The sequence below is a fragment of the Mesobacillus jeotgali genome (genome assembly GCF_031759225.1).
GTDB classification, from domain to species: domain Bacteria; phylum Bacillota; class Bacilli; order Bacillales; family Cytobacillaceae; genus Mesobacillus; species Mesobacillus jeotgali_B.
This window is the reverse complement of record NZ_CP134494.1, coordinates 3785244-3805319: the sequence shown is the minus strand read 5'-3', so window position 1 is coordinate 3805319 and position 20076 is coordinate 3785244. Positions and strand designations below refer to the sequence as shown.

Sequence of the window (20076 nt, the reverse complement as noted above, 5' to 3'; positions counted from 1 at the left end):
TAGCTCCCGCCCCTGCAATGTTTGCAGGGGTTTTTTGCGCAAAGTGTCACTGCGATTGTTGGATAAAATAGATTAATTATTAAAATTCTTAAATTATTTAGTTGCAGGTCAAGTTTCCTTTGCGATAAAATGTTGACCAAAGGAAACTTTTTAATGCACACGCATATATTATTTTTACAAAGGGAGTCTTGCACCCCAAAAGTTGACCTAAGGAAACATTTTAGAATGAGTCCATTAATTAAGGCTTATACCTGACAGTGAAACTTTTTCGAGCTCTTGCATAAACTAAGAATTATTCTTTTCCTTCTTAAAACTTCTACGGGTCAGGTCAAATATTCATATTCAAAGGAGAATAAAAATGACAGAGGAGATTTTATTTGCTTTCGGTTTGACTTTATTCGCAGGTCTTGCCACCGGAATCGGAAGTATTCTTGCCTTCTTCACATCCAGGACCAATACAAAATTCCTTTCGATTGCGCTTGGATTTTCAGCCGGAGTCATGATTTATGTTTCGATGATTGAAATCTTTGTCAAAGCAAAGGACTCCCTCGTTTCTGCGATGGGCGTGCAGTTAGGAAACTGGGCAACTGTTGGTGGATTCTTCGCCGGAATCGTGTTGATTGCGCTGATCGATAAATTCATTCCTAAACAGGGAAACCCGCATGAACTGAAAAAGGTCGAGGATATGAATGCACCCGCGAATGCTGCCAACGATGCGACCCTGTTGAAAATGGGCACATTTACTGCGCTGGCAATCGGGATTCACAATTTCCCTGAAGGAATCGCCACTTTCACCTCTGCTATCCAGGATCCAGCATTGGGTGTGGCCATTGCCATCGCGATCGCCATTCACAATATTCCTGAGGGAATCGCTGTTTCCGTACCTGTTTACTTTGCAACTGGCGATCGAAAGAAAGCTTTTAAACTATCATTTCTGTCGGGCCTTTCTGAACCAATTGGCGCACTTGCAGCTTACCTATTCTTAATGCCATTCCTGAACGACATCATGTTTGGCGTCATTTTCGCAGCCGTCGCGGGCATCATGGTATTCATCTCACTGGATGAATTATTGCCGGCCGCAAAAAAATATGACGAATCGCATCTAGCTATATACGGATTGGTTGCCGGTATGGCAGTCATGGCTATCAGTTTGCTTTTATTTATTTAAAACAAGTGCTAAAAATACTATTATTTTCCAACGCGGAAGAGTGACCTGTAAAAAAATGGTCACTCTTTTTAGTGCTTTCGATATTGGGAAAATTCAAAAATAGTCAGAAACACATGTGACTTTTATGTAAACGTGCAATTTTACCTGATTCGAAAGACTTAAAAATGAACAGATTAGCTTATTGTCGTTATCAGAAAATTTTAAATATAATAGAAACTGTAAAACCGGCAACACCATAAAAATGCAGAGGAGTGGTTGGATGAAAAAAAGGAAAGCGCTAGGAGCAGCACTACTAAGCATGACAATGGGCTTATCGATGTTTACGGCTGGGGCATTTGGCCAGGCACCAGAGGCACAGGATACATACAGGGTTTTGGTTCAGGGTCCTGCAGCTGAAAAGGCTAAGGCAAAAGATCAGTTCGGCAAAAGATGGGATTTCGGAGCAAAAGGTTTTACAACAGAAGTCAATGCGAAGCAATACCAGGCACTATTGAAAAATAAGAATCTACAAGTGGAAACAGTATCCCAGGTACAATTGAATGCGAAGCCGGGTTCAGGTGCCCAGGCATCGCCAACAGATCAAACGCCATGGGGAATGGAAGCAATTTATAATGATAGCAATCTGCAGGCAACATCCGGCGGTAATGGTGTTAAGGTAGCGGTTCTGGACACAGGGGTTAACATCAACCATACCGATTTAGCAGGCAGCGCAGAACAATGTAAGGACTTTACAAACAGAAGATCGCCACTAGTTGACGGTTCATGTTCAGATAAAAATGGCCATGGAACTCACGTTGCCGGTACTGTATTGGCACACGGAGGGGCTGGAAATGGGATTTATGGAGTGGCACCTGAAGCGGAACTTTGGGCGTATAAGGTTTTGAATGACCAGGGATCAGGCTATTCGGATGATATTGCCGGAGCAATCAGGCATGCAGCAGACGAAGCGTCACGTACAGGCTCGAAGGTGGTCATTTCAATGTCGCTAGGATCGAGCAGCAAGAGCGCAATGATTGCTGATGCGGTTGATTATGCATACGGCAAAGGCGTCCTTGTTGTAGCCGCTGCAGGAAACAGCGGACCGAATGCCAATACAATTGGTTATCCGGGAGCCCTTCCGAATGCAGTAGCTGTTGCGGCTCTGGAAGATGTCCAGCAGAACGGTACATACCGTGTCGCTGACTTCTCATCCCGCGGTAACCCGCTGACTGACGGTGACTATGTGATCGGTGAGCTCGATGTGGAAGTATCCGCGCCAGGAAGAGCGATTGAATCCACATGGTTTGACGGTTCTTACAATACAATCAGCGGAACATCAATGGCGACTCCGCACGTATCAGGATTGGCAGCGAAGATTTGGGCTGAAAATCCAAACATGAGCCATACACAACTTCGTGCAGAGCTTCAGAACCGCGCGAAAGCGAACGATATCCTTGGCGGATCAGGTGCAGCATCAGGCGATGACTATGCATCAGGCTTCGGATTCCCGCGCGTAAAGTAAATATAGTGAGAAAAACCGCTTGATCGTTGAGATTGAGCGGTTTTTACTGTATTCTGGGTTGCTTCAACTGGAAAAAAACGCTCGGAATTTCCAGTTCGCCAATAAAATTTGATTTTCGCCAATAAGTAAGTGGAAATCGCCAATAAATTTATTTTTTCGCCAATAAAAATTGAAAATCGCCAATAAAATTGTGAACATCGCCAAAAAAATTATTCGAGGTTAAAAAAGCGTGGGAATTTGCTATGAAAAAAGGTCTACATCATGCCTGATTTAAAGTATCGTCACGATATTGTGGCGAAAATCCAGATTTTAAAACGAAAAATCTCCTTTTTTATATCCACTTTCCATTTATATAGCGAGTTTTCTTTTTATATAGCGATTTTTTTATTTTTATATAGCGATTTTTCTTTTTATATAGCGAGTTCCCCCCCTTTATATAGCGAATTGGAAATTATCAACGATTTTTTCCAGCACTAAAAAAGTAACCGAGCCAATGGACTCGGTTTAAAACTTCCTTTTTGAATAAAAATTCTCCGTGAAATATGGCTCATGCTTTGGCCCGAATGCAACACCTACGCCTAGCAGTTTGAAGTCTGCCTTCAGGATATTTTCGCGATGGCCGAGTGAGTTCATCAAGCCTTCGTGGGCAAAGATACTGCTGAATTGTCCGTAAGCGAGATTCTCCCCGGCAACGGAAAACGCAATATCGTCTTCAGCCATCCTGTCAAAAGGCGACTGCCCTTCTGGATTGGTGTGGCTGAAATACGAGTTTTCGGCCATATCGGCACTATGTTTTCGGGCAGTTCCCCTCACTTGATCATCCCAGGTGAGGATGCCCAACCCGTGAACTACCCTCGAAGCGTTAGTCAAATCGAACAGCTGATATTCAAAGCCTTCCTTTAAAGCCTCACTCGCTTCGGTATAGAAACCTGCTTTGCTCTGTTCCAACTTTTCGCTGACTATCTGGATTGCGGTGACAATATTATTTCTGTGTTTATCGTAAAAAACCGTCACATAACTCTCGTCTAAATTGTAGACGTCATAGTCCTGGTCCTTTTGGAACTGGTAATAGACAAGCCCTTTCCTGATCTCGCCAAGTGGTTCCCCAAGGTTCTGGCGGACAGTCTCTTTTGGCACCCCATATTTAATGCCGTTTTTGGCGGCAATCAAATCCTGGTTTGAATACATCGCATTCACTGCACCATCATTACCATATGAAATCATGATAAAGTTCTGGAAATTCTCATGATAGGCATGCCACTCTGTTCCGTATTCATTCACGGACACACGTTTCGCGGCCCCAAGCTGTTTTTCCACTTCACCCTTCTGATCGCCAATGGCAATATTGTGGAGTGTGAATGTTTTTTCAGCAGGTGTTTCGAGCTCAGGTTTATCGACTTCTGGCAGCAGGTTCTGTTCATCATTCGTCAATTCTTCCTTCTTCTCATTAAGCTGCCAAATCAGTTGGTTAATCCCGCTGTTTACGTCTTCCAGCGCTTTGCTAAGCTCGGGATTCTCCCTTAACTTATTAATTTCAGTATTTATATCTTTCTCACTCGTAAAAAATGGCCAGGCAAAATAAAGCATAGCTCCTAAAATCAAGAGCGAAAATAAACGTCCCAAGGATTTCACCATCCTTCCTTCCATATCACCAATATACCCATTAATTCAGCATTAAAAAAGCATATCAGCCTGGTGACAGGGCAAACTATCCAAGCTTGGGTCTTGTAAGCGCATTTTTGTATCATTTATATTTATCTAATATTGTTCGGAGGTTATTCTGTGAAAAAACTGTGGCGAAGCATCATAATGTTAGGGATCATTCTGACACCTTTTTATACATATGCTCATGTAAAATGGTTTACCGAAGTGGCACCCAAGAAGGAGAGTATTGAAAATATCTTGTCGCCACTTTTCATGGGACTGGCCTTGCTGGCGGCCATTGTGCTCGCTTCATTGACTTTGTTCATACCAAGGATGGCCCATTGGCCGCTGATCAAAAAATGGGACGATTTCCTTTCTGGTTTCAGGAGATATTCAAGGTATCTATTGAAATACGGAACCGCTGCAGCATTGATCATCCAGGTCACAAATGGAACCTTATTTGCACCGGAATTTCAGGTGGACAGTACTTTGATGATGGTTTTAGCGTGGGTGACAATTGGTTTGCTCCTCGTGCCACATCATATCGCAACAAAGTTAGGGGCATCGCTTTTACTTATTCTATTCTTCATGGTCACTGTTAAACACGGTGTATTTTACATGCTTGATTACGGGTTCTATGTGGCCATTATAGGTGTTCTCCTGGTTGGTGCCACCAAGCTTGAAAATGTCGGCTTCCCGTTTTTGTATCTAGGCACCGGACTATCACTATGCTGGGTCGCCGTGGAAAAATGGGTCTACCCAACGATGTCGCTTGATATCGTCGCTAACCATCAGGTACCTACTTTTGGGTTTGAACCAGGTGCCTTCATCGTAATGGCCGCTTTTGTTGAATTCGTTGTCGGCTACTTGCTGGTAGTCGGAATTTTGAATCGTGTATTAGGGGCAGTTGTCACGGTCATCTTTATCTTGACGACCATGTTATTCGGATACAAAGAAATCATCGGCCATTTCATGATCCATATTGTCCTGATCATCTTCATCATCGAAGGCGTATCCTTCTATAATCCGCCAATCAAGCTGCACAAAACAAAAGTGGATCAATTTGTCTTCATTTTCTTGAACTTCATTTTTGTCCTATCGACCTTCGTGCTGATTTATTATCGATTTGCATAAGCCCAAGAAACAGTCTTCTGATTGGAGGCTGTTTTTCTTTTCTTAGAATTATCAGACCATTTGTTGACGCTTGCTTCTGTTCTTTGTTACGATTTCTCTAGTTGCAAATGGGATGGGAGAGATGATGATGAAGTCTTATTCTTTTGAACCTGGTGCGGCTTTTGCTGCACAGCTTGACAGTGGTGATATTCTCGCGCGGTTTCGGGATGAGTTTTACCTGAAGCCGGATTCGATCTATCTTGATGGGAATTCGCTTGGTCTTCTGTCGAAACGGGCTGAGCAAACTTTGCTAGAATCATTGGCTGACTGGCGTGAGCTGGGCATCGATGGCTGGATGGATGGCAATCATCCGTGGTTCTATTTATCTGAAAAACTGGGAGAATTGACGGCCCCACTCGTTGGTGCTTCACCTGAAGAAGTAATTGTAAGCGGATCCACAACGGTCAATTTGCATCAGCTTGTGGCTACTTTTTACAAGCCGGAGGGGAATAGGACAAAAATCCTCGCAGATGAGTTGAATTTTCCTTCTGACATCTACGCACTGCAAAGCCAGCTGCAGATCCACGGCTATGACCCTGACACACATCTGATCAGGGTGAAAAGCAGGGATGGCAGATTCCTGGATGAGGATGATATCATCGAGGCAATGACAGATGAAGTTGCGCTCGTCGTACTGCCGACCGTTTTATACCGCAGCGGCCAGATCCTTGATATGGAGCGGTTGACAAGAGCTGCTCACGAACGTGGGATCCTGATCGGGTTCGATGGCTGCCATTCGATTGGCGCCATTCCGCATTCTTTTTCAGATTGGGGAGTGGACTTTGCTTACTGGTGCAATTATAAGCATTTGAACGGCGGGCCAGGAGCAGTCGCAGGACTTTACGTCAATTCGAAGCATTTCGGTGCGAAGCCTGGACTTGCCGGCTGGTTCGGTTCCAGAAAAGACAAACAGTTTGACATGGAGCATATCCTGACACCTGCTGAAAATGCGGGCGCCTACCAGATTGGGACGCCGCACGTACTGAGCCTTGCACCTTTACTCGGTTCACTGGAAATGTTCGCCGAGGCGGGAATTCAAAATATCCGAGAAAAATCATTGAGGATCAATCAATATCTAATGGACCTGGTTCAGCATGAGCTTGGCGATGCCGGCTTTATACTGGGAAGTCCAACAGAGGATTTCAAACGCGGCGGCCATGTGAGCCTGGAACATAAAGAAGCAGCGAGGATCTGCAAGGCCTTGAAGGAAAAAGGGATCATTCCGGATTTCCGGGCTCCGAACATTGTCCGCCTTGCACCTGTGGCGCTTTACACTTCATACACAGATGTGTGGGAGGCGGTCCAGGTATTAAAAGAAATCATGGCCAACAAATCATACGAGAAGTTCAGCAATGAACGCGGAGTTGTAGCATAAGGGGGAGCATGGCAATGAGAGAAGAACAGAAAGCGGCACACGAGATCCATACCGATTTTTCAAAAGAATTGTCCTATGGCAGCTACCTGCAATTGGATAAAATCCTGTCCAGCCAGCACCGCTTGTCTGATCACCATGATGAAATGCTGTTCATCATCATCCACCAGGCCAGCGAGCTGTGGATGAAACTGATTTTACATGAAGTGAATGCGGCGATTGACTGCATCCGTAAAAATGACCTCGAGCCGTCTTTTAAGATGCTGTCGAGGGTGTCAAGAATCCAGGAGCAGCTGATCCAGTCATGGAGCGTGCTGTCGACGCTGACGCCGGCGGAATATATGGAGTTCCGTAACAAGCTTGGCCATTCATCAGGATTCCAATCGTATCAGAATCGACTGATTGAATTCGCTTTAGGCCAAAAGCAGGGACATGTGCTATCCGTATATAAACACGATGCCGATCTCTTTAAAACGATGGAAGACGCCCTGCGCGAGCGCTCGATTTATGATGCTGCCATTCAGGCACTGTCCATGCGCGGGCTTCCAATCGATGATGCCGCACTAAACCGTGACTGGGCGGAGCCGTACGAACCAAATACCAGCGTCGAGGAAGCGTGGCTGACTGTGTACCGCAATGTCGACCAGTACTGGGACCTTTATGAGCTTGCAGAGAAGCTGGTCGATATCGGCAGCAAGCAGCAGCTCTGGCGCTTCAACCATATGAGCACCGTTGAACGGATCATTGGGCATAAAATGGGAACAGGCGGTTCTGCGGGAGTATCCTATTTGAAAAAGGTCGTCGACCACCGATTCTTCCCTGAGCTTTGGAGCTTGAGGACGAAGCTATAACAAGAAAGAAGGAAATTATATGGGAAACTGGATGGATATTTCACAGGTTTTGAATGATAAAATTCCTGTATGGCCTGGCGACACGCCGTTTGAATATAAAGTGAGCTGGGGCATGGAAGAAAGCGGTTCGGTGAATGTCGGGCAGGTGACGATGAGCACCCATACTGGCACACATATTGATGCGCCTTTTCATTTCGAAAACGATGGCAAAAAGGTCATTGACCTCGACTTCAATCTTTACATAGGGCCTGCACTGGTCATTCATGTCCCAAAGCCAGCGAGTATTGGAGTTAGGGATCTGGAAGGGATTGAATTGCAGGGAGTTAAGCGGCTGCTGATCCGTACTGACTCATGGACGGATAAAACCGTCTTTCCGGAAAACATTCCGCACATCGAACCGGAATTTGCTGCTTATCTTGCCGAACAGGGAGTTCAATTGCTCGGACTGGATTTGCCATCGGTCGATCCTCTTGACAGCAAGGAACTGCCAGCGCATCATGAATTGAACAACCAGGGCATTCATATTCTTGAAGGACTGGTACTTCATAAAATCGAACCGGGAGAATACGAGCTTGCTGCCCTGCCGCTGCCGCTGGAACAGGCTGACGGAAGTCCTGTCAGAGCCGTGATCCGGAAAATCAAATAATATAACACGAAAGAGGCTTCCGTTTGGCAGCCTCTTTGTTTTGTCGAAAATTTTTCCATGATTGTTGTTGACCAGGTTGGTCAATGAGGAATATAATGATATTGACCAGGTTGGTCAATAAACTTTAAGGAGGGCACGATGACTTCAAAATTTTCAAGTATCAATCCTGAAAAGCAGGAAAGAATCCTGAATGCTGCTCTCAAGGAGTTTGCCCTAAAAGGCTATGAAAATGCCTCTACGAATGAAATCGTTAAATCAGCAGGAATTTCAAAAGGACTGCTTTTTCATTATTTTAAAAACAAGAAAGAACTCTATCTATTCCTTTATAACCACTTTGCGGATGTCATGGTAAAAGAGTTCTTCAATGAATTGGACTTGAGCGAACGCGACATTTTCGAACGGATGAAAACGCTGATGATCCTGAAAAACAAGCTGATGGCGAAGCATCCGGAGGTATTTGATTTCATGGTGGCGGCCTCAATGGAAACTGCGGAAGAAGTAAAGGGAATATTGAATAACACAAATACGGAACTGATTCAGGCAAGCTACAGCCGATTATTCGAAAATATTGATATGACCATGTTCAGGGACGGAATCGACATCCAAAGAACAATCAACATCATCATGTGGACGCTCCAGGGCTTCAGCAACCAGGAGCTGGAAAAGGCCAAAAAACTGAACACAGGGCATCACGATTTCGATGAAGCATTCAAGGAAGCGGAAGTGTATATCGATATGATGAAGAAGGCTTTTTACAAGAGTTTATAAAAGAGAAGAGTTAAAAGAAAAGTATCTGGGAGGGTCTGGCATGAACGTGATTGAGATTAAAAATCTGACGAAAATGTACGGCAAGGCCAGGGGAATTGAGAATGTCAGCTTCAATGTAGAAGGAGGAGAGATTTTCGGCTTCATAGGGCCGAATGGGGCGGGGAAATCGACGACAATCAGGACGCTGCTGTCGCTGATTTATCCGACGAGCGGCAGTGCGACGATTTTCGGCAAAGACATCATCACCGCCGCGCCTGAAATCAAAAAGGATATCGGCTATCTGCCTTCGGAAGTGTTTTACTATGACAACATGAATGTCATGGATCTGCTCAAGTATTCGGCAAGCTTTTACAAAAAGGACTGCACAAAGCGGATCAAAGAGCTTGCAGACATCATGGAGCTGGACCTGACGAAGAAAATCGATGACCTTTCGCTTGGAAACAAAAAGAAAGTTGGCATTGTCCAGGGACTTCTGCATGAACCGAAACTGATCATCCTCGATGAACCGACAAGCGGTCTGGATCCGCTTATGCAGCAGAAGTTTTTCGATCTTCTGGAAAAAGAAAACAAGAAAGGCGCGACAATCCTGTTTTCTTCCCATATTCTCAGCGAGGTGCAAAGGCTGTGTGACAGGGTGGCGATCATCAAGGACGGCCGGATTGTCACCGTCGAGAAAATCAGCACGCTGAAAGAGAATACGTACAAGAAATTCAAGATCGAATCCAATTCAAAAATCGATAAGAGCCTTTTTAATATCGAAGGCGTCAACCAAATAGAGCAGGATGGCAACACAATCAGCTTTTTATTCAGAGGGAATCTCAACTTGATCATGAAAAAAATCGCGGGAATTGACGTTTCGAACCTCTGGGTGGAGGAGCCTGACCTTGAAGAGATCTTCATGCATTATTATGAAAAGGAGGAATAGATCATGAATATGTTCCTTCATGAACTGAAGGCGTACCGGAAATCGACGATGATATGGACCTTGTCATTGGTGGCGCTGGTAGTGTTGTTTTTATCGATGTTTCCTTCCTTTTCAAAGGATGCCGAAGAGTTCAAAAAACTGCTTGAAGGCTTCCCGGTAGAGTTGCGTAAGGCGATTGGGCTTTCGGTGGACAGTATAGCGACATTGATTGGGTTCTTCTCTTATGCATTCCTGTACCTGAAGCTTGCGGGCGCAATCCAGGCGATGAACCTTGGCACCTCGATTTTATCCAAAGAAACACGAGAGAAGACCGCCGACTTCCTGCTGACTAAGCCGGTGACGAGAGCGCAAGTTGTTACTTCGAAGCTGATGGCTGCGCTGGTTTCCCTGGTGATCACCAATATCGTTTTTATCACAGCGACATTTATGATGGCCTCCATCGTGGCTGAGGACGATTTTAACAAAGAAGCCTTATTCCTGATTGGAGCTTCCCTGTTCTTCCTTCAGCTTATATTCATGGCGCTTGGAATCGTGACCTCCGTGATTTTTCCTAGGATTAAATCGGTGATATCGGTATCACTCGGTACTGTGTTCGGATTTTTCATGCTCGGCATGATCAGTTCGTCAACGGAAGATCAAGCATTGCGTTATTTGACGCCATTCAATTACTTTGACTCGTCATACATCACGGAGCATGCAAGCTACGAAGCTTCTTTCCTTGTGACTGGGGCACTGGTTATCATGGCAGCGGTGGTTGCCAGTTACTATTTGTACGCAAAAAAGGATGTCCATTCTGTTTAGGGAGGAGGGAAAATCGTGAACCTTTTTAAAAGAGAAATCAAAGCAAACAGAAAATCGCTGATCATCTGGTGCATTGGGGTGGTCTTCATGGTCGCTTCGGGGATGGCAAAGTTCTCAAGCCTCGAGGGAACCGGTCAATCGATGAATGCGCTGATGGCCGATATGCCGAAATCACTTCAGGCCATCATGGGCACCGGTTCGCTCGATTTGTCGACACCAATCGGTTATTTCGGAGTCCTGTTTTTGTACCTGGCAGTCATGGCAGCCATTCATGCGGCGATGCTAGGTTCGAACATCCTCGCCAAGGAAGAGAGAGACAAAACGGTAGAGTTCCTGCTAGTCAAACCGCTTTCAAGAACAAAGATGATTACATCTAAATTAATGGCCGCCCTGGTGAATATCCTGATTTTTAATCTCGTCACCTTCGCTTCCTCCGTCGGCATGGTCCAGAAATATGCAGAAGGTGAGGACGTCATGGGGGACATCATGCTGCTGATGGTCGGGATGTTCATCATTCAGTTGATTTTCCTCGTCATCGGAACAGCGATCGCCGCTGTTTTGACGAACGCCAAAAAAGCGACATCCCTGGCCACAGGCATCCTGCTCCTCCTTTTCATCCTATCAGTCGCAGTCGATCTGAATGATAAGCTGGAAGGGTTGAAGTTTCTGACTCCATTCAAGTATTATGATGCGAAGCTGATTTTAGAAGAAGGCGGATTCGATCCACTGTATCTTGTGTTGTCATTCTTACTGCTGGCCGGGCTCACAATCGTGACCTATGTCTTTTATCGTAAAAGAGATATGAATTTGTGATTCTAGGGTTAAATGTACCCTTATGTGAGGCATCTTGCTTCGATAAGGGTACATTTAAGAGCGAAACGTACCCTTTTGCGAGGTGATCGTCTGCTATAAGGGCACATTTAGGAGTTAAACATACCCTTATGCGAGGGTTCCGTTAGCTATAAGGGTACATTTAAGAGCAAAACATACCCTTATGCGGGGGAAACGTCTGCGATAAAGGTACATTTCGTGTATTCCAGCAAAGGAACTATCCTTAATTGACCTGAAATCGCACCTCCTTTTGCCAACTGTAAATCATCCGATACTTTCTCTAACTTCTTCGTTCACATTTTAGTAAAAAAACAGCCAGTTTCCTATACATTTTGGGTGTTATACTTAAAATATGTTAAAAACTTCACATACCTACTTAATTCAAAAATAGGATAATCAAAATACATTACATTACTACAAGAATAGGTGAGCGGAATGGAAGAAAAGAAGGTTATTGTTGTTGGCGGCGGAATCACGGGCCTGGCGACAGCATTTTACCTGCAAAAGGAAGCCAGGGATAAGCAATTGCCGATTAAAGTGAAATTGATTGAGGCAAGTGACCGTCTCGGAGGTGTCATCAGTACTGAGAAGCGTGACGGATTCGTTATTGAGAGAGGGCCGGACTCGATCATAGCGAGAAAGAAAAGTGCTACTAGATTGATAGAAGAAGTGGGCCTTAAGGATAAAATCATTTCCAACACAGCCGGCAAATCCTATATTTACGCTAGAGGCAAGCTTCATACAATGCCTGAAGGATCTTTCATGGGCATTCCCACGAAGGTAACCCCATTTGCATTATCAGGATTATTTTCACCGCTGGGAAAATTGCGGGCAGCGGGGGACTTTATTTTACCAAAAGGAACTCCGAAAGCAGACCAGTCACTTGGGGCCTTTTTCCGTCATCGACTGGGTGATGAGGTGGTCGACAATCTGATTGATCCGTTATTGTCAGGAATATATGCGGGCGACATTGATGAACTGAGCCTGATGGCCTTGTTCCCGAACTTCTACGATATCGAACAGAAGCATCGCAGCCTCGTAATAGGACTGAATAAATCAATGCCAAAGCCGCCGAAAACAGCAAAAAAACCGGGATCCAAAAAAGGTATGTTCATCTCATTGTCAACAGGCCTTGAGGAGTTGATTCACCGGCTTGAGGCCCGCCTGGAAGAGGGAACGGTCATGAAGGAGACTGCTGTAAAAAGGGTATTGAAAACGGGCAATACCTACCAAGTACAGCTTGAAACTGGAGATGTTGAAGCTGCGGACAGTGTTGTCATCACGACTGATCATTTCCATGCACAGCAGATGCTTTCACAATACGCATTTATGGAAGACTTCAAAAAGATGCCGTCCAATTCTGTGGCAAATGTTGCGTTGGCATTCCCGAAATCGGCGATTGAGAAGGATATCGACGGAACAGGCTTCCTCGTTTCAAGGAACAGCGATTTCAGGATCACAGCATGTACTTGGACGCACAAGAAGTGGCCGGGTACATCACCGGAAGATATGGCGCTGCTCCGTTGCTATGTCGGAAAGCCGGATGATCAGGAAGCGGTGGATTTGTCGGATGAGGAAATCGTCGAAATCGTTCTAAGAGATTTAAATAAGACGATGAACATCACGGCAAAACCGATTTTCCATGTAATCACCAGATGGAGAAAAGCAATGCCACAATACACGGTCGGGCATCTTGAAAGGATTGCCCGGGTGAAAAAACAGCTGGGTCATGAGCTCCCGGGAGTCTACCTTGCCGGCGGTTCTTTTGAAGGAGTCGGTATCCCTGGCTGTATCGACCAGGCAGAGGCTGCAGTGGAAAAAGTCATCAGCCATCTTTCATAAAATTTCGGCCGCTATCTATTAAAAGATGGCGGTTTTTTACTTTTAATAGAAAGATAGCTAAATATTTCTTTAGAAAAGTCTAAACCTTCTGTAAAATAGGGATATAAGGATAAAAAAGTTTGGAGAGATCTCTATGCGTAATAGTTTCCCGATAATCGGTACAGATGATGGAACAATCTATGATCCTAATGAACTGCTGAGTTTATTTTTGGATTGCACAGCTGATGGATTTGCTATTGTCGATATGGAGAATCGATTTTTAAGGATCAACCATAAGTACACTGAAATTTTTGGCTATACAGAAGAAGACTTGATTGGGAGAACTTTCTATGAGTTTTCAAATCCTGACTTTGTACCGGGAATCATCGCAGAAGTCAAGAATGGTAAAGCTTTTACCAATATGATAACGCAACGTTACCACAAAGACGGGTCAATGCTCGATATAGCGGTCTCTTACTCTCCTTTCAGGAATAAGAGCGGGAAAATCATCGCCATCATTGCCATTTATCGTGACATCACTAAAATAGTGAGCATGGAGCGCGAATTAAATAGAACAAGGGAATTGTATGAACTGATCACCGAGAATACGACGGACCTGATCAAGGTGATTGATAAGAATAAAGTGATCGTGTATGCATCGCCTTCACATGAAAAAGTAATCAATCTGAAGCCCGAGCAAATCGTCGGTAAAAACCTGAGTGAATTTTTGTCACCTGAGGAAGAGTCTATTCTGGATAAAAAATTGAAGGAAATCCTCGAAACAGGGGAGCCGCAGATTTTACGGAAGAAATTCACGACTTGTGACCAGAATACGGTGTACACAGAGTATAATTTTTCACCGATCTACAATGAGAAAAAAGAGATAGAGTCCTTTGTCAGTGTCGGCCGGAACATTACGGACAGGGTCAAACAGGACGCCACCATCCGGAATCTGGACAGGCTTTCGGTCACCGGTCAGCTCGCAGCAGGAGTGGCACATGAAATTCGCAACCCGTTGACTTCATTGAAGGGCTTTTCGAAACTATTGCAGTCATGTCTTGATAAAGAGAAGCAAGCAGATTACCTGGCCATCATCATGAATGAACTCGACAGGATCGATACGATTGTCAATGAGTTCATGTCACTGGCGAAGCCTCAGGCGGTTAAGTTTGTAAAAGAAGACCTGAAGTCAATCCTGGACAGCACGATAAGTATCATCCATCCGCAGGCCTTGCTGCATAATGTCCAGATCATCATAAATTATCCGGAACAGCTTGTTACGCTGTCGTGCAATGGGCATCAGCTGAAACAAGTATTTTTAAACTTCCTGAAAAATGCGATTGAATCCATGCCAGAAGGTGGAAAAATCATTATTGACCTTCAGCTGAATGGACAGGGGAAGGTGCTTGTGAGCATTTCGGATGAGGGAACAGGCATCGAATCAGACCGCCTAAGATATCTCGGAACGCCTTTTTATACAACAAAAGATAAAGGAATCGGACTTGGATTGACTGTCAGCAATAAAATCATCCAGGAGCATAACGGTACGATGAGGATCATTAGTGAAGAGGGGCAAGGGACGACAGTCGTCGTGGAACTGGATTGCCTGGAGACATAGGCAAATGAAAAAGCGGCTTCCTGAAATGGAAGCCGCTTTCTAGTTGTATAGGAAATTATAAAAGTATTTTTGTGTGGATAACTCTATATGGGTATCTTAATCCAGCTCCAGCGCCTAGCCCCTCGAGACGCTTCGGTCCTGCCAATGAAGTCAAAGGACGACTTCACTGTCAGGCCCTCCAGCGCATGTCGGGGCTGAACGAGGCGCTTGCGCTTTTTGTTCTTATTCCTCTTCTTTGTTGAACCATAATGGATCGTTATTATCTTCTTCCCCATTATAATTAATGAAGATTTCTTCCCCAGCACTGATATCACGATAGGCATAGAAATCAAATGTGTGATTGTCGAAATTGATTTCATACGTTGCGTTAGGCTCGTATGAGTGGTTGAATAACATTCCGTATCCCAGGAGGATAGCAGAGTGATTAATGCCATATTCGAAGGCATAATCCGCTAGCGCCGTTTTCTCGATATGAACATGCTGATCGTTCGGATAGGATAGCACGGGAGCCTCATGGATCAATTCGCCTTTTGCAATATCACGAGTAGCGAATACCCCTCTATTGAATTCTCCATCGCTAATTTCAGAAGTTTTAACTTGAATCATTTTTTCACCTGCTCGCTCTATTACATTGTTGTTCTTCATTCTTTAGCATGACGGTTTTTTTAAAGAAATGCAAACTTATTATGAATTTCCAGGCATTCCCGTAAAAAACGCACGTTTATGGCAACGCCCCATTTGAGTTCATTCCTCGTTTTTTTGCTGAAATATGTTGAAGAAGCAATAGGGTTTTGCCCTAAAAAAACGGACTGGCTTAAATGCGGCCAGTCCATCTTTATTTTTTAGTGATTTTTGACGGGTTATTGATTTTATAAGCAACTGAAACATCGAGGAGCAGAGCCTCATCTTCAACGTCCTTGCCTTTTGGCAGGCTTTTCTTGACGATTTTGCCGTCGAATTCAAGCTGCTGTCCAGGCTCGAGTTCATGCTTTTTCAGTGTTTTGCTGTGTGAGCCCCAAGCAAGGCCAACCTCGATTGGTTCTTCTTGCTCGATCCTGACATTCTCGAACACGACTACTTCGTCATTATCCTCATTGAAATGGTTCCAGCTTAGCGCAAACTGCTTCACAGTCGCTGTAAAATGGACCTTTTCCTCTGGCAGTACTAATTTAGGAGCTTTTTTTACTTTTTCCTTTTTTGCAGGAGTTTTAGCTTTAGCTTCCATTGCCGCAGGAGCTGCTGGTTCAGGTTTCTTCTCTTTCTTTACCTCCACAGCTGCACTTTCATCACCGGAAGCTTGAGCAATAATTTCCTTCCCGAAGCCGGAAGATTGCATTTCCTTCAGGTACGCCGGGTGGATACAAGTTAGATTGCCATCCGGAAATTCAATCACAAGAGTATTGAATTCAGCTGTTTCACCGAAGATTTCATATCCTTTTATCGTAACCAGGCAATGCTGGTATCTGTCTTTATACCAAAACTCTTTCTTCGTGCTCAAACCCCATCCTTTCACCTTCGCGAGATAATGAGCATCATCCTCGAATTCTTCGTACATCCCCTTAGGCGGGATATATTGAGTTAAATGTGACTGTCTAGAGTCTGCAGCCGAGTTTGCCATCTGACCACTTCCTTTCAAGTCTATTTTACCTTTACAGACCAAAGAAAAAAAGCGCCAGCCATTTGTGAACGGAAGACATTGAAGCAGAGCCGCCCCGGATATATCCGTCATTCTGGCTATGACGGACAGAAAAGAAGGAAACTCAGCAATTCCTGTCCATCATCCATTAAAGGAAGAACAATTACCCTCGCCGACCTCCGCATTCATCTCTACTTGCACACACATTTTGCTTTTACTAGATTCATGCCCGTACGTTTTTGGCCAACCTTGAATTTATTAATTAAGAAGTGGAACTAGTGGAGAGCAAGGAGGAGTAGTGTGGATACGAAGTTTTTGAAGAAATGCATGAAGCAAATCAAGGTGACGAATCTGGAGAATGAGGATGTTGAGGTCGTGAATGGTTCCCCGCTGGAGATGATTGGAAAGGGCCGGCAGGGGGCGGTTTTTAAATTGACGGATGATATTTGTGTGAAGGTGTTTGGCAATGAAGAGGACTGTGAGCGGGAATATTATGCTCTTTCTCTCGGCCAGCAATCGGATTTTTTTCCGCGCTTGTATGCGAAGGGAGATTTGTACATCGCGATGGAGATCATCAAAGGGGTTGATGTGAGGGAGTATTTGCAGTCCCAGCCATTGAGTGAGGAACTGTCTCTGAAATTGATCCATATGCTGATCACCTTCAAGGAGATTGGCTATGATCGGATTGATCATCATAAAAGGCAGATATATCTTCAGCCTGATGGCAGTCTGAAGGTGATTGACGTTGCCAGGGCTGTTTGGCGTGATAGGGTATATCCTTATCCAAGGAAGCTGATGACTTCGCTCGGTAAAAAGAACAAGAAAATCTTTTTAGAGCATGTTCAATCCCTGAAACCTGAGCTTTACGAGGAATGGAAGTATTATATCGAGATGGAGGACATCTCCCGCGAAATCTATCACCTCTTGCTTGATGAGGAACCGGATAAGGAAAAGTTACGCGAATTAAGTGACCGTCTGTTAACGACTTCTGATAAAAAGGTCCATTTTCGTCAGCTTGAAAACATGATGCACAAGGTTTTCAAGGAGGAATGGGTGAAAACAATGCTTGCACGTGGAGAAGACCCTGAAGCGGTCATGGATAAAATCGATGAATACTGGGAGGGAAAAGAAATGGGATTGGAACCTACAAAGGCCAGAAAGCTTAAAGGCAAGAACAAGAAGCAGGGACAAATCGATTTATCATCATTTTTTAATAAAAATGCTGAAAAAACGAACAGTCTTGCTGCAGACTCATCGTGGGATAAAATCTTGAAGAGCCTTGATAAGAAGAAAAAGAAACGGAAAAAGTAAGTAAGTCGAGGAGGATGCCCAATCTATAGAGAGGAGATTCCAAAATGAAAGTACTAGTAATCTGGCGTCTGCTGACTGTTGGCGGAGTGAACGCTGGGTGGAGGAATCGTTCCATCTATTTTAAAAAGCATGGAATCGATACTGAATTTTTGTATACGACTGACCATGGCGGCCTTCATATCATGGAGGATATTGCTCCAGTCTACCTGACGAAGGACGAAAACAAAATAGTAGGGATTATCCAAGCGAATAATTATGATGCGATTATCGTTGTCGATACAAAGGATGCCTATAAATGGATCCGAAAAGCGAATTATACCGGCCCTGTGATCATAGAGGCCCGTACCCCGGAAATTATCAAGCTTCAGCCTCACTTAAAAAACTTCAGGGGAATTGAACCTGAAACCATCATTGTCCCTTCCGATTATCAAAAGCGAGTCGTTTCCATATTAACTGAAATTGAACCAGTCCAGGTCATTTATAACGGCGTGGATACATCTTTCTTCCGCCCTTTGAGGGAAAGGGAAATTGATCATCATCAAGCCCCGGTGCTGCCGGAAGACAAGAAAATCATCGGTTGGATCGGCCGAGTGGATAAACGGAAAAACTGGCCGATGCTCCTGGAAATTGCCAAAAGAATCAAAACTGAACGCAATGATATCGAAATATGGTTGATTGGCGGTGCGCAAAGTGTCCAGCGGGAACAGTTCGCAGCGAAATGGCAGGAGGAAGACCTGACAGATATCGTAAAATGGCATCCCGTCATTCCTTATCAGCAAATGCCGCATGTCTATGCGAAAATCCGCAAGTCCGGAGGCTGCACCCTGGCAACGACCAAGTCTGAATCCTTCGGGAATACCTTTATTGAATCGATGGCATGCGGTGTCCCTGTTGTGGCATCGAACATGAAGCCGGTCACTGAATTGGTCCTCCAGGAGAAGACTGGCATGCTCTACTATGGACAAAATGTCGAGGATGCCGTCAATAAGCTGTACTCCATCATAGACTCCCCTGATAGGCAGCAGCAGATGTCCAAGACAGCGATCCAGCATGCCCAGCAGCATTTTGCCATCGAAGTCGTAGCAGACCAGTATATCGATTTATTGTACGAAATCATTTATGGCAGCAGAGAGGAGGGGATCAGCCATGATTAAACCTGTTGCGTACCGGAGGAAACTAGAAGGGAAATCGAATGCCCATCTCATCGCATTCGATGATGGCAGAGAATATGTCGTGAAATTTTTCCAGGCTGGTTTTGAAAAAACTTTGCCGAATGAATGGGTGGCCTATTGCCTCGCTAGGTACCTTGGACTGCCAGTTCCATTTTCCAGGCTGGTTGAAATCCCAGAGGATTTTGCCGCAATGATTCCTGATTGCGATCAATTCACTGCTACACAATTTCAATTTGCCTCTCTGTATGTGCCGAACTGCCTTGACGGCCACCAGGTGACAGATGTTTCCGGTATTGTGAATGCAGAGACGCTGGCAGGAATCATCCTCCTTGATTATTGGCTGGGCAACAGGGACCGCACTCGTAAAAATATTCTTTTACAGGAAGCATCCATGGATATCTATCATTTATGGATCATCGACCATGCCGAAATTTTTGGGTCATATAATTGGGAGATTGAAAGCATTGGAAATTTGCCGACAGGATTGAGGAAAAGCTCAGCTCAACGATTAATGGCAGCCTTTGTTGAAAAAGAAGAAGCATTCAATGAACAGCTCGAGCTCATCCAGACGATCCCGATTTTTTTAATAGAGGAAATTGTTTCAACGATCCCTGACGATTGGATGGTTACGAAGGAAGAAAAAAAGGCGATAGTGACCGAATTGTTGAGGCGGCGCAAGAAGGTCCTTCCGAAGCTGCTGCCCCGATATATAAAAAAAGTTTACCGGCCTCTTCACGAATAGACAGGAATCTAGCTAATTATAGTCTATTTTTGAATTGGTAGGCCTTTAACGTGCCAGGAGCACGGCCTTTTGAATATACAAGACTATGGAATTCGA

General features: G+C 44.6%; 18 protein-coding genes. 15 read left to right on the top strand and 3 right to left on the bottom strand.

Translation table 11 applies throughout. From position 1 onward, the window contains the following. Nucleotides 1-358: 358 nt before the first annotated feature. On the top strand, nt 359-1168 hold the full coding sequence (gene zupT / locus RH061_RS19150) for a zinc transporter ZupT (RefSeq protein WP_311072412.1): 810 nt from the start codon (nt 359-361) through the stop codon (nt 1166-1168). Between the two features lie 259 nt (nt 1169-1427). Then, entirely contained in the window at nt 1428-2669 is a 1242-nt protein-coding gene (locus RH061_RS19145; RefSeq protein WP_311072411.1) for a S8 family peptidase, read from the top strand. 504 nt (nt 2670-3173) lie between these two features. Here the strand turns inward: RH061_RS19145 and RH061_RS19140 are convergent. Then, the gene (locus tag RH061_RS19140) at nt 3174-4301 is read right to left on the bottom strand and encodes a CAP domain-containing protein (protein WP_311076459.1); all 1128 of its coding nucleotides are present in this window, start codon (nt 4299-4301) and stop codon (nt 3174-3176) included. Nucleotides 4302-4451: 150 nt separating this feature from the next. Between RH061_RS19140 and RH061_RS19135 the strand changes: the two genes are divergently transcribed. The 10 genes from RH061_RS19135 (at nt 4452) to RH061_RS19090 (ending at nt 15119) form a co-directional block, all read left to right on the top strand. After that, nucleotides 4452-5447, top strand: a complete 996-nt coding sequence (locus RH061_RS19135) for a hypothetical protein (protein ID WP_311072410.1) — start codon at nt 4452-4454, stop codon at nt 5445-5447. A 127-nt stretch (nt 5448-5574) separates the two neighbouring features. After that, nucleotides 5575-6861 carry a kynureninase gene (gene kynU, locus RH061_RS19130; RefSeq protein ID WP_311076457.1) on the top strand — a complete coding sequence of 429 codons (1287 nt, stop codon included), beginning with the start codon at nt 5575-5577 and terminating at the stop codon, nt 6859-6861. Nucleotides 6862-6875: 14 nt separating this feature from the next. Beyond that, the gene (kynA, locus tag RH061_RS19125) at nt 6876-7709 is read left to right on the top strand and encodes a tryptophan 2,3-dioxygenase (protein WP_311072409.1); all 834 of its coding nucleotides are present in this window, start codon (nt 6876-6878) and stop codon (nt 7707-7709) included. 19 nt (nt 7710-7728) lie between these two features. Further along, nucleotides 7729-8355, top strand: a complete 627-nt coding sequence (kynB, locus tag RH061_RS19120) for an arylformamidase (RefSeq protein ID WP_311072408.1) — start codon at nt 7729-7731, stop codon at nt 8353-8355. Nucleotides 8356-8493: 138 nt separating this feature from the next. Then, nucleotides 8494-9123 carry a TetR/AcrR family transcriptional regulator gene (locus RH061_RS19115; protein ID WP_311072407.1) on the top strand — a complete coding sequence of 210 codons (630 nt, stop codon included), beginning with the start codon at nt 8494-8496 and terminating at the stop codon, nt 9121-9123. Nucleotides 9124-9163: 40 nt separating this feature from the next. Then, entirely contained in the window at nt 9164-10048 is an 885-nt protein-coding gene (locus RH061_RS19110) for an ABC transporter ATP-binding protein (protein WP_311072406.1), read from the top strand. Nucleotides 10049-10051: 3 nt separating this feature from the next. Continuing rightward, the gene (locus RH061_RS19105) at nt 10052-10849 is read left to right on the top strand and encodes an ABC transporter permease subunit (protein WP_311072405.1); all 798 of its coding nucleotides are present in this window, start codon (nt 10052-10054) and stop codon (nt 10847-10849) included. Between the two features lie 15 nt (nt 10850-10864). Next, a complete protein-coding gene (locus RH061_RS19100) occupies nt 10865-11662 on the top strand; it encodes a DUF2705 family protein (protein ID WP_311072404.1) in 798 nt (265 codons plus the stop codon). Between the two features lie 453 nt (nt 11663-12115). Beyond that, the gene (hemY, locus tag RH061_RS19095; protein WP_311072403.1) at nt 12116-13522 is read left to right on the top strand and encodes a protoporphyrinogen oxidase; all 1407 of its coding nucleotides are present in this window, start codon (nt 12116-12118) and stop codon (nt 13520-13522) included. A gap of 133 nt (nt 13523-13655) precedes the next feature. Then, nucleotides 13656-15119: a PAS domain-containing sensor histidine kinase gene (locus RH061_RS19090; RefSeq protein ID WP_311072402.1), complete on the top strand. Its 1464-nt coding sequence runs from the start codon at nt 13656-13658 to the stop codon at nt 15117-15119. 222 nt (nt 15120-15341) lie between these two features. Here RH061_RS19090 and RH061_RS19085 read toward each other — a convergent pair whose 3' ends face one another. Next, nucleotides 15342-15725, bottom strand: a complete 384-nt coding sequence (locus RH061_RS19085) for an SET domain-containing protein (protein ID WP_311072401.1) — start codon at nt 15723-15725, stop codon at nt 15342-15344. Between the two features lie 229 nt (nt 15726-15954). Next, nucleotides 15955-16737, bottom strand: a complete 783-nt coding sequence (locus tag RH061_RS19080) for a hypothetical protein (protein WP_311072400.1) — start codon at nt 16735-16737, stop codon at nt 15955-15957. A gap of 318 nt (nt 16738-17055) precedes the next feature. Here RH061_RS19080 and RH061_RS19075 point away from each other — a divergent pair, with 318 nt between their 5' ends. The 3 genes from RH061_RS19075 to RH061_RS19065 are packed head-to-tail and all read left to right on the top strand — an operon-like array spanning nt 17056 to nt 19980. Then, a complete protein-coding gene (locus tag RH061_RS19075) occupies nt 17056-18066 on the top strand; it encodes a serine/threonine-protein kinase (RefSeq protein ID WP_311072399.1) in 1011 nt (336 codons plus the stop codon). A 44-nt stretch (nt 18067-18110) separates the two neighbouring features. Beyond that, nucleotides 18111-19220, top strand: coding sequence for a glycosyltransferase family 4 protein (locus tag RH061_RS19070; RefSeq protein ID WP_311072398.1), 1110 nt, complete (start codon nt 18111-18113; stop codon nt 19218-19220). Further along, nucleotides 19213-19980, top strand: a complete 768-nt coding sequence (locus RH061_RS19065; protein ID WP_311072397.1) for a HipA family kinase — start codon at nt 19213-19215, stop codon at nt 19978-19980. The genes RH061_RS19070 and RH061_RS19065 overlap by 8 nt, the downstream gene beginning before the upstream one ends. The last annotated feature ends 96 nt before the right edge of the window (nt 19981-20076 follow it).

Coding starts and splice junctions, on each gene's coding strand:
- RH061_RS19145 (WP_311072411.1), top strand. CDS start 1,428: ATGAAAAAAAGGAAAGCGCTAGGAGCAGCACTACTAAGCATGACAATG.
- RH061_RS19080 (WP_311072400.1), bottom strand. CDS start 16,737: ATGGCAAACTCGGCTGCAGACTCTAGACAGTCACATTTAACTCAATAT.
- kynA (WP_311072409.1), top strand. CDS start 6,876: ATGAGAGAAGAACAGAAAGCGGCACACGAGATCCATACCGATTTTTCA.
- RH061_RS19105 (WP_311072405.1), top strand. CDS start 10,052: ATGAATATGTTCCTTCATGAACTGAAGGCGTACCGGAAATCGACGATG.
- RH061_RS19110 (WP_311072406.1), top strand. CDS start 9,164: ATGAACGTGATTGAGATTAAAAATCTGACGAAAATGTACGGCAAGGCC.
- RH061_RS19115 (WP_311072407.1), top strand. CDS start 8,494: ATGACTTCAAAATTTTCAAGTATCAATCCTGAAAAGCAGGAAAGAATC.
- kynB (WP_311072408.1), top strand. CDS start 7,729: ATGGGAAACTGGATGGATATTTCACAGGTTTTGAATGATAAAATTCCT.
- kynU (WP_311076457.1), top strand. CDS start 5,575: ATGAAGTCTTATTCTTTTGAACCTGGTGCGGCTTTTGCTGCACAGCTT.
- hemY (WP_311072403.1), top strand. CDS start 12,116: ATGGAAGAAAAGAAGGTTATTGTTGTTGGCGGCGGAATCACGGGCCTG.
- RH061_RS19065 (WP_311072397.1), top strand. CDS start 19,213: ATGATTAAACCTGTTGCGTACCGGAGGAAACTAGAAGGGAAATCGAAT.
- zupT (WP_311072412.1), top strand. CDS start 359: ATGACAGAGGAGATTTTATTTGCTTTCGGTTTGACTTTATTCGCAGGT.
- RH061_RS19070 (WP_311072398.1), top strand. CDS start 18,111: ATGAAAGTACTAGTAATCTGGCGTCTGCTGACTGTTGGCGGAGTGAAC.
- RH061_RS19090 (WP_311072402.1), top strand. CDS start 13,656: ATGCGTAATAGTTTCCCGATAATCGGTACAGATGATGGAACAATCTAT.
- RH061_RS19085 (WP_311072401.1), bottom strand. CDS start 15,725: ATGATTCAAGTTAAAACTTCTGAAATTAGCGATGGAGAATTCAATAGA.